We start from the raw sequence: 10,794 nt of genomic DNA on the forward strand, positions 1-10,794 counted from the left end.
CGGTCAGCCACACCGTGGCGCCGCGCTCGCAGGGACCGGCCACGGAGGCCGCCTCCGCGGCTCCCCCGGCTGCCGGGTCGGTGGCTGTGATCACGATCAACTCCAAAGGGGGAAAACTTCCTTGGGATCTTCCACGGGGTCCATGGGTGAGCGGTCGGGCTAGGGTCGTCCGCAGGCATGGCTGCGCCCCGGATCCGCCCGTCGGCTCATGCGCGGTGCAGGTGCGGCCGCGCCGACGGCAGCGCGACCCCGGAACTCTCCCCCGCCGGCCGGCGCATGGGAGGGACGGCGGTCTGCGTTCGGATGAGCGCCACCTGCTTCGGGCCCGTCGGGCCCTTCAGCACCGCCCCGGGCCCACCGGCACGACCCGGGACGCGATCGGGTACAGCGAGCCGCTCCCACCGGCTCCCCCGCCGCGTCTTCGGCCGTGCACGAGGAGTCCCCGCTCGCAGATCTGGCGCATGCGCTCCATCCGGTTCGAGCTGTCCCAAGCCGTGACGATCGCGGCCGTCCGCACGCACGCACCGACTCCCGAGGCTGCGGTGGCCGTGGTCCGATGGGTGAGGGTTCGGACGCCGGGGATCGGAGTTCGTGGTGGGGGCGGCCAAGCGAGGCTACGACACCGAGTCGAGGTGAACCACCGCCGCGTCATTGCCGGTTCACTCTCGCGAGTGGATCGGCGGCGACCGGCTCTCCTCGTCTGACAGGAGGGCACCGTACCCGATCGAACGTTCGGGGCCAAGGGGGTCGTCGCGCGGCCGGAGCGACCCCCCTGGGAGCCGCCCGCCGACGGCCGGCGCAGGGCGGAACCCGCAGGCGGCGCAGCGCGGATGCCCAGGCGGGGTTCCTGCGGACCGTGAAGGATTTACTTCGCGGATCCATTGACATGTACGCGCAACATGGGTTTAACCTGACGGTCCTTACTGCTCAGTAGTCTTCAGGTTGGACCGGATCGCGGGATGGCGCAATGGCGCCCCCGAGCAGCGAAGTGCGCGTCGCGCCCCACCGCCCCAGCTCATGCCCCAGCTGCACCATGATGCTTACCGGAGATTCCATGAGATCCAGCTGTTCGCTGACCGAGCCCGTCATCGGGATCACCCCGTTCCACTTACCGGACGCCGCGCTGGTCGAAGCGCTGTGCCATGCGGGCGCCGTGGGCGTGCTGGATCTGGGAACCGGTGACCGTCGAGCGCGCGAGGAACTCGCCCGGCTCCGGCAGGGCGCCCCGGACGGCTTCGGCGTCCGCGTGGCACCCGGGTGCCGAATGGCCGCCGAGGAGCTGCGCTCCGCGGACGGCTCCGGTCCCCGGCTCCTCGTGCTGGCGGTGGACACCCCCGGCTACGACATCGCCGTGCTCCGCGCGGAGTACCGGGTGCTCGCGGAGGTGACCGACCTGGCCCAGGCGTTGGCCGCGGTGCGCGCCGGGGCCCACGGGTTGCTCGCCCGCGGCTGCGAGGTCGGCGGCCGGGTCGGGGAGTTGAGCACGTTCGTGCTGCTCCAGCAGCTGCTGTCCACGGACGGGATCGACGTACCGGTCTGGGCCTGGGGTGGCATCGGCTCGCGCACGGCCCTGGCGGCGGTGGCCGGCGGGGCCGCCGGGGTGGTGCTGGACAGCCAGCTCGCCCTGTTGGCGGAGTCCGCGGTGCCGGAGCGGATCGCCGCACTCGTCCGCGGCATGGACGGCTCCGAGACCGTCGTGGCGGACGGGCGGCGCGTGTTGCGACGCAACCTGTCCGGCCCGGTCCCGCAGGAGGAGGTGGTCGTCGGGCAGGACGGTTTCCTCGCGGCGGCCTTCGCCGCGCGCTGGGGCACGGTCCGGGCGGCGGTGCACGCCGTGCGGCAGGCCGCCCGGGACGGCCTGGGCGCCGCCGCGGCACCGGGTTCGGCGGCGGCCCTGCTCGGCCCCGGGGCGCGGCTGGCGCAGGGTCTGGGCACGCGGCTGCCGGTGGTGCAGGGACCGATGACCCGGGTCAGCGACCAGCCGCGGTTCGCGGCCGCAGTCGCCGCGGCGGGCGCGCTGCCGTGCGTGGCACTGGCGCTGGCGGGGCCGGGGCAGACCCGCGAGCTGCTCGCCGGAACCGCTGCCGCCTCCGGTGGACTCCCTTGGGGCGTCGGCGTGTTGGGCTTCGCTCCGGAGGAGGTGCGGCGCGCGCAGCTGGCCGAGGTGCTGGCGGCGGGCCCCAGTCACGCGGTGATCGCCGGTGGGCGTCCGTCGCAGGCCCGGGTGCTGGAGGAGGCGGGGATCCGCACCTTCCTGCACGTGCCCTCGCCGGGGCTGTTGCGGCAGTTCCTGGAGGACGGCGCGCGCCGGTTCGTCTTCGAGGGGGCGGAGTGCGGCGGCCATGTCGGGCCGCGGCACAGCTTCCCGCTCTGGGAGGCGCAGTTGGCGGTGCTGGAGGAGTACCTGGCCACCGCGCCCGGGGCCCCGGCGGTGGAGGTGCTGTTCGCGGGCGGCGTGCACGACGCGCGCTCGGCGGCGATGGTGGCGGCGATGGCCGCACCGCTGGCGGCGCGCGGTGTCGCGGCGGGCGTGCTGCTGGGCACGGCCTACCTGTTCACCGAGGAGGCCGTGGCCTGCGGGGCGGTGCGGCCGCAGTTCCAGCGGCAGGTGCTGGCCGCGCACGGGACGCAGTTGCTGCAGACCGCGCCGGGGCACGCCACGCGCTGCGTGCCGAGCCCGTTCACCTCGGAGTTCCGCGAGACGCGCGAGCGGCTGCGGGCGGAGGGGCTGGCGGACCGCGAGGCCTGGGAGCGCCTGGAGCGGCTGAACGTCGGCCGGCTGCGGATCGCCGCCAAGGGCGTCGACCGGGTGGCGGGAACGCTGACCGCGGTGGACGAGCGGGAGCAGCTGGACCGGGGGATGTTCATGGCCGGGCAGGTGGCGGTGCTGCGCTCGGCCACCACGACGCTGGCCGCGCTGCACGAGGAGGTGGGCTCCGGGGCGGCCGACTTCCTGGCGGCCCGGGCCACCGAGCTGACGGACTCTCAGGAAGCCTCTACAGTCGGCGAGTCGGCATCTGCGCCGCTGGAGATCGCGGTGGTCGGCATGGCGGGCGTGTTCCCCGGAGCCCCCGACCTGGCCGCCTTCTGGGCGAACATCGTGGGCGGGGTGGACGCGGTGACCGAGGTGCCGCCCGAGCGGTGGGACCCGGCGCGGTACCACTCGGCTGACGGCGCCGCGGGCACGACTCCGTCCCGCTGGGGCGGGTTCCTGCCGAGGATCCCCTTCGACCCGCTGAGCTACGGCATCCCGCCCACCGCGCTGGGCAGCATCGAGCCGGTGCAGCTGCTGGCGCTGGAGGTGGCCCGCCGGGCGCTGCTGGACGCCGGGTACGACGGCGGCGGCCAAGGCAGCGCCGGACAGGGCGGCACCGGACAGGGCGGCGGCGGGCGGGCTTTCGACCGCGGGCGCACGAGCGTGGTCTTCGGCGCGGAGGCGGGCAGCGACCTGTCGAACGCGGGCGTGCTGTCCGCGGTGCTGCCCGCCTACCTGGACACCGTCCCCGAGGCGATCGCGCAGCAGTTGCCGGCGCTGACCGAGGACTCGTTCGCGGGCATGCTGGCCAACGTCATCGCCGGCCGGATCGCCAACCGGCTGGACCTGGGCGGCGCCAACTTCACCGTCGACGCGGCGTGCGCCTCCTCGCTGGCGGCGCTGGACGTGGCCTGCAAGGAACTGGTCACGGGCACCAGCGACCTCGTGCTGTGCGGCGGCGCGGACCTGCACAACGGGATCAACGACTACCTGCTCTTCGCCTCGGTGCACGCCCTCTCGCCGACCGGCCGGTCACGGCCCTTCGACGCGTCGGCGGACGGGATCGCGCTCGGCGAGGGAGTGGGCTGCCTGGTGCTGAAGCGGCTGGCCGACGCGGAACGCGACGGCGACCGGGTGTACGCGGTCATCCAGGGTCTCGGCAGCGCCAGTGACGGCCGGTCGCTGGGGCTGACGGCCCCCCGGCCCGAGGGGCAGCGGGCGGCGCTGGAGCGCGCCTACCGCGGCGCCGGGATCGGTCCGGCCGAGGTGGGGCTGCTGGAGGGTCACGGCACCGGCACCGTGGTCGGCGACCGCACCGAACTGGCCACCCTGAGCGCGGTCTTCACCGAGGCGGGTGCGGCGCCGCAGAGCTGCACGCTGGGGTCGGTGAAGTCGCAGATCGGCCACACCAAGTGCGCGGCCGGCCTGGCCGGGCTGATCAAGGCCTCGCTGGCGCTGCACACCGGTATCAAGCCCCCGACCCTGCACCTGGAGCAGCCGAACTCGGCCTGGGAGCAAGGCGTCAGCCCCTTCGTCTTCCACACCAGAGCCCGGCCGTGGGCGGCGCCGCCCGCCGAACGGGTCGCCGGTGTCAGTGCGTTCGGCTTCGGTGGCACCAACTTCCATGCCGTCCTACGGGGTTATGACGCTCCGGCGCCCGTCCACGGGCTGCAGCAGTGGCCCGCCGAGCTCTTCCTCTTCCGGGGCGCGGACCGCACCGCGGCGCTGCTCGCGGTGGCGGAGCTGCTGCGGCACGCCGAGGCGGACGGTGCGCCCTGGCGGCTGCGCGACCTGGCCCTGGCCGCCGCCGAGCGGGCGGAGACGGGGATCGGGCCGGTCCAGGTGGCGGTGGTGGCCTCCGACGTCGCGGAGCTGGCCGTGCTGCTGCGCCGGGCGACGGCCCAGGAGTGCGACCCGGCGGCCGGACTGCACCTGGCCGACCAGGACGGTCCGCTGCCGGGCGAGGTGGCGTTCCTCTTCCCGGGACAGGGCAGCCAGCGCCTGGGGATGTTCGCGGAGCTGTTCGCCGCGTTCCCCGGGGTGCAGCGGCATCTGCGGCCGGGCCTGCCGTACGCGCAGGCGCTGTACCCGCCGACGGCCTTCACCCCGCAGGAACGGGAGCGCCAGCGCGCCGCGCTGACCGACACCCGGGTGGCCCAGCCCGCGCTCGGCATGACCGGCCTGGCCGCCTTCGAACTGCTGGAGATGGCGGAGGTGCGACCGCAGCAGGCCGCGGGCCACAGCTACGGCGAGGTGGTGGCGCTGTGCGCGGCGGGCGCGCTGGCGGCCGAGGAGCTGCCCGCGATCAGCGCGGCCCGGGCGCGCGCGATCCTGGAGTCGGTCCCCGCGGGCGCCGACCCGGGGTCGATGGCCGCGGTGGCGACCGGGGCCGAGCAGGTCGAGCGGGTGCTGGCGGCCGGCGGACTGACGGGTCGGGTGGTGGTCGCGAACCACAACGCGCCCACCCAGACGGTCGTCTCCGGCGGGTCCCCGGACGTGGCGCAGGCGATGCGACTGCTCACGGAGGCCGGGTACGGAACGAAGCGGCTGCCGGTGGCCTGCGCCTTCCACAGCCCGCTGGTCGCGGGCGCGGGCGAGCGGTTCGCCGCCGCGCTGGCCGACCACCCGGTGCGCGGACCGGAGTTCGCGGTCTGGTCGAACCGCACGGCCGCGCGCTACCCGGTGGATCCGGCGGCGGTGCGCGAGGAGCTCGCCGCGCAGATCGGCGCACCGGTGCGCTTCGCGGAGCAGATCGAGGCGATGTACCGGGCGGGCGCCCGGGTGTTCGTCGAAGCCGGTCCCGGGTCGGTGCTGACCCGGCTGGTCTCGACGGTGCTGGGTGAGCGCCCGCACCGGGCGGTGTCGGTGGAGGGCCGCCGGGGCGGCCTGCCCGGCTTCCTCGACGCGCTGGCCGAACTGGCCGTGGCGGGCCTGCCGGTGCGGACCGGCCGGCTGCTGCGCGGGCGGGACGCGGTGGACGCGGGCCGGGCCGGGCCCGTGCGCCGGCCGGGCTGGACGGTGGACGGACACCTGGTGCGGACCGCCGACGGAGACTTCCTGCCCGGTGCGCTGGCGCCGGCCCGACCCGTATCTGGAGCCCTCATGACGGCACAGGAACAGCAGACGCACGGCCGGCAGCTGCCCGGGGATGCCCTGGTGTCGGAATTCCTGCGCAACAGCCGGGAGTTGATCGCGGCCCAGCGGGACGTGCTGCTCACCCACCTCGGCTCGACCGGCGGCGTTCCCACCGTCCCGGCCGCGCCGCACCCGGTGCCGGCGAGTGTGCCGGTCCCGCCCGCGGCGGCGCCGCTCCCCCGGGCGGCCGCCCCGCTCCCGCAGGCACCGTCGGCCGCCGAGCCGGCACCCACGGCACCCACGCAGGCGGAGCCCGCCCTCGGTGAGGCCGACGTGCTGCGCGCGGTGGTGGAGGTGATCAGCGAGCGCACCGGCTACCCGGCCGACATGATCGAGCCCGAGCTGGACCTGGAGGCGGATCTGAGCATCGACTCCATCAAGCGCACCGAGATCGTCGGCCAGCTCGCCCGCCGGCTGGCCGCCGGTGGGAGCGACGAGCTGGCCGGGCTCGAGGACGAGGACGTGGAGCAGCTCTCGCAGGCCCGCACCGCCGCCGCGATCACCCGGTGGCTCACCGACCGGCTGGGCGCCACCGCTCCCGCTCCCGGGAGCGCGCCGGCCGAGCAGCCACGGGATCCGGTGGCCCCCGCGGCGGCGGAGCTCCCCGATCCCTCGGACATCGTCGGGCACGAACCGGCCCGGCTGGAGTTCACCGCCCTGCCGCTGCCCGCACCCGCCACCGCGTCACCGTCCCTGTCCGGCCGGCGCTTCGCCGTGCTGGGGACGGACGGCGGCCCGGTCGCCGAAGCCCTGGCCGAGCGGCTGACGGAGGCCGGCGCGCAGCTGCTGAGGCTCGGCGCCGAGAGCGAACTGCGCCCGGCGGACGGCCCGGTGGACGGCGTCCTGCTGCTGGACCCGCTGCGCGCGGACGGCCCGCCGGTGCTGCCGGGCTGCGTGCCCGCGCTGCAGAGCGCCCTGGCCGGCACTCCCCCGCGCTGGCTGCTCGCCGCCCGCTCCACGGCACCCGGCGGCGATGGTCGCACCGACGGACTGCGGGGGCTGTTCCGCGCGTTGAGCCGCGAGTACCCGCAGACCACCGTCCGGCTCGTGGAGTTCGGCGACGGTCTCGACCCGGCGCGGACGGCGGAGGCGATCGTCGGCAAGCTGCTCGCCGAGGACCGCGAGCCGGTGGTGCGGCACGGTCGGGGCGGGCGCCAGGGGCTGGCGCTGGTGGAGCGCGGCCTGGGCGTGCTGGGCAGCACCGGCGCCGGGCCCGCGGGCGACGGTGTCGCGGAGGCCGCCGCACTGGGTCTGGACCGCGACTCGGTGGTGCTGCTGGTGGGCGGGGCCCGCGGGATCACCGCGCGCTTCGCCGCGGCGCGCGCGGCGGCCTCGCGCTGCCGCCTGGAGTTGCTGGGCCGCACCGCGCCGCCGCAGGGCGAGGAGGGCGCGGAGCTGGCCTCCGCCCGGGACCGCTCGGCGCTGCGGGCCGTGCTCTCCCGCCAGGGCGTGCCGCTGGCCGACGTCGACCGGACGGCGGGCCGGCTGCTGGCCGGGCGCGAGGTCGCCGCGACCCTCGACGAGCTCGCCGCGCTGGGTTCGCCGGCGCGCTACCAGGTCGTGGACGTGACCGATCCGGCCGCCCTGCGGCAGGCGGTCAAGGAGGTCCACGCGGGGTACGGCCGGCTCGACGGCGTCGTCTTCGCCGCGGGCGTGATCGAGGACAAGGTGTTCGCGCAGAAGGACTCGGAGTCCTTCCGGCGGGTCTTCGCCACCAAGGCCGAGGGGGCGCGCGCCCTGCTGGAGGCGCTGGCCGAGCTGCCGGCCGGACCGCGGTTCACCGTGCTCTTCGGCAGCATCGCCGCCGCGCTGGGCAACCGCGGGCAGGCCGACTACGCGGCGGCCAACGACGCCCTGGAGGAGTTGGGCACCCGCTGGTCGCAGCAGACCGGGCACCGGGCGCTGACCGTGCACTGGGGCCCGTGGGCACCGTCCGGGACGCACGGCGGCATGGTCTCGCCGGAGCTGGCCCACAGCTACGCCGGCCGCGGCGTGCGACTGATCGACCCGGCGGCGGGCACCCTGGCGCTGCTGCGCGAGCTCGCCTGGGGCGAGGAGTCCCTGCGCTCGGTGGTCTACACCGCCTCCGACTGGGAGGGGAAGCGGTGACAGGCCGTCAGCCGCCGCCGGTGGCCGTGGTGGGCATGGCCGTGCTGCTGCCGGGCGCCCCGGACCTCCAGGCCTACTGGCGGAACCTGGTGGGCGGCGTCGACGCGATCACCGAGGTGCCCCCCGGCCGCTGGGACGAGAGCTACTACGACCCGTCCCCCGCGGCCGGCCCGGCGCGCCCGGACCGGCTCTACTGCCGGCGCGGCGGCTTCGTGGACCAGGACGCCCAGGTGCAGCCGACCCGCTTCGGCATCGTGCCCACCTCGGTGCCCGGCACCGAACCCGACCAGCTGATCGCGCTGCAGGTCGCCGCCGCCGCCCTGGAGGCCGCCGGCGGACTGGACCGGCTGCCCGACCGCGAGCGGGTGGGCGTGGTGCTGGGCCGCGGCGGCTACCTCACCCCGGGCCTGGTCCGGCTCGACCAGCGGGTCCGCGGCGCGCACCAGCTGGTCCGCACCCTGGGCGAGCTGCTGCCCGAGCTGACCGCCGAGCAACTGGGCCGGGTCCGCTCCGCGTTCACCGACCGCCTCGGCCCGGACCGGCCGGAGGCGGCGATCGGCCTGGTGCCCAACCTGGCCGCCTCCCGGCTCGCCAACCGGCTCGACCTGCGCGGTCCCGCCTACACGGTGGACGCGGCCTGCGCCTCGTCGCTGATAGCGGTCGACCAGGCGGTCGGCGAGCTGGCGAGCGGGCGGTGCGACCTGGTGCTGGCCGGCGGCGTGCACCACTGCCACGACGTCACGCTGTGGAGCGTCTTCACCCAGCTGCGGGCGCTCTCCCGCAGCCAGCGGATCCGCCCCTTCGACCGCGGCGCGGACGGGCTGCTGATCGGCGAGGGCACCGGCATCGTGGTGCTCAAGCGGTTCGCCGACGCGCGCCGGGACGGGGACCGGGTGTACGCGGTGATCCGTGGCACCGGCGTGGCCGGCGACGGCCGCACCGCCGGGCCGGCCAGCCCCGACCCGGCGGGCCAGAGCCGGGCGGTGCGGGCCGCTTGGCGGGCGGCCGGGCTCGATCCGGCGGGCCGCGGCGCGCTGGGCCTGCTGGAGGCCCACGGCACCGCGACCCCGGCCGGGGACGCGGCCGAACTCGCCACGCTGGCCGAGGTGTTCGGCCCCGCCCCGACGGGCGCGGAGCGCGCGGTGCTCGGCTCGGTGAAGTCGATGATCGGCCACACCATGCCGGCCGCCGGCATCGCCGGGCTCGTCAAGGCGGCGCTGGCCGTGCACCACGCGGTGCTGCTCCCGACGCTGCACTGCGAGGACCCGCACCCGGCGCTGGCCGGCACCCGGTTCCGGACCATCGGCACCGCGCAGCCGTGGGAGAGCCCCGACGGCACGCCGCGGCGCGCGGGCGTGAACGCCTTCGGCTTCGGCGGGATCAACGCCCACGTGGTGCTGGAGCAGGCTCCGGACCCGGTGCGGGCGCGCCCGGCGGCCGTGCGGCCCACCCTGGTGGTGGCCGAGCCCGAACGGGTGCTGCGGCTCGCCGCCGACGGGCCCGAGCAGCTCGCCGAGCTGCTGGCGGCCGACGACCGGACCGTGATCGCCGCCGGTCTGGCGCAGCCGGACGCCCCCGCGCCACCGTGCCGGGTGGCGATCGCCGACCCGACGGCCAAGCGGCTCGCGCTGGCCCGCCGCGCGGTCTTCGCGGGGCGCCCCTGGCGCGGGCGCAACGACATCTGGTTCGCCCCCCGGCCGCTGCTCGCGGGCGAACCGGCCGGGCGGGGAGGCGAGGGAGGCCGGGCGGGCCGGGGAGGCCGGGTGGCCTTCCTCTTCCCGGGCCTCGAAAGCGAGTTCGCCCCTCAGGTGGCGGACGTCGCCGACCACTTCGGGCTGCCGCGCCCCGTCCTGGCCGGCGAGGTGGGCGACGTCGGGCGGCACGGCGCCGCGGTGGTGGCCGTCGGCCGGCTGCTCGACGCGGCGCTGCGCCGGATCGGCGTGCGGCCCGACGCCGTGGCCGGGCACAGCGTCGGCGAGTGGACCGCGATGGTCGCCGCCGGCCTGTACAGCGGCGCCTCGGTGGACGCCTTCCTGGAGTCCTTCGACCCCGACGACCTGCACGTCCCCGGTCTCGCCTTCGCCGCGCTCGGGACCTCGGCCGCCCGGGTGAACGAGGCCCTGGCGACGGTGGACGGCATGGCGCAGGTCGTCCTGTCGCACGACAACGCACCGCAGCAGTCGATCGTCTGCGGCCCCGAGGAACCGGTGGCGAGGCTGGTGCACCACTTCCGCGCCCACGGCGTGCTGGGCCAGGTGCTGCCGTTCCGCTCCGGCTTCCACACGCCGATGCTGGCCCCGTACCTGGCGCCGATCCGGCGGGCGTCCGAGCGGTTCGAGCTGCACCGGCCGACCGTGCCGGTCTGGTCCGGCACGACGGCCGCGCCGTTCCCCTCGGAGGAGGCCGGGGTGCGCGCGCTCTTCCTGCGCCACCTGGTGGAGCCGGTGCGCTTCGGGCCGCTGGTCGAGGCCCTCTACGCGGCCGGTTTCCGGGCCTTCGTCCAGGTGGGCACAGGGCAGCTGACCTCGCTGGTGGGCGACACGCTGGGCCGGCGCGAGCACCTGGCGGTCGCGGCGAACTCCCCGCACCGCGACGGGATGGCCCAGCTGCGCCGGGTCGCGGCCGCGCTCTGGGCGGACGGCGCGCAACCGCGCACGGCCGCGCTCCTGCCCGCGGGGAGCGGCACGACGGCGGCGGGCACGGCGGCGGCCGAGGCGGCCGAGCGGGTGCACCCGGCGGTGCGCCTGGACCTCGGCGGCGCCCTGGTCTCGCTCCGTGCGACCCCACTCCACGGG

Annotated in this window: 2 protein-coding genes; both read left to right on the forward strand. The window is 76.7% G+C overall.

Features of this window, described 5'->3' with window-relative positions; translation table 11 throughout:
* Positions 1 to 1,054 precede the first annotated feature (1,054 nt).
* Positions 1,055 to 7,999: an SDR family oxidoreductase gene (locus ABD323_RS36370; RefSeq protein ID WP_344446372.1), complete on the forward strand. Its 6,945-nt coding sequence runs from the start codon at positions 1,055 to 1,057 to the stop codon at positions 7,997 to 7,999.
* Positions 7,996 to 10,794, forward strand: a 2,799-nt coding sequence (locus ABD323_RS36375) for a beta-ketoacyl synthase N-terminal-like domain-containing protein (protein ID WP_425556289.1), incomplete at its 3' end; no start/stop codon positions are given. The genes ABD323_RS36370 and ABD323_RS36375, both read left to right, overlap by 4 nt.

This window comes from Kitasatospora nipponensis (assembly GCF_039528135.1).
Classification (GTDB): domain Bacteria; phylum Actinomycetota; class Actinomycetes; order Streptomycetales; family Streptomycetaceae; genus Kitasatospora; species Kitasatospora nipponensis.

Excerpts from the sequence above, each read along its gene's own strand:
- ABD323_RS36370 (WP_344446372.1), top strand. The coding sequence starts at position 1,055 with ATGAGATCCAGCTGTTCGCTGACCGAGCCCGTCATCGGGATCACCCCG.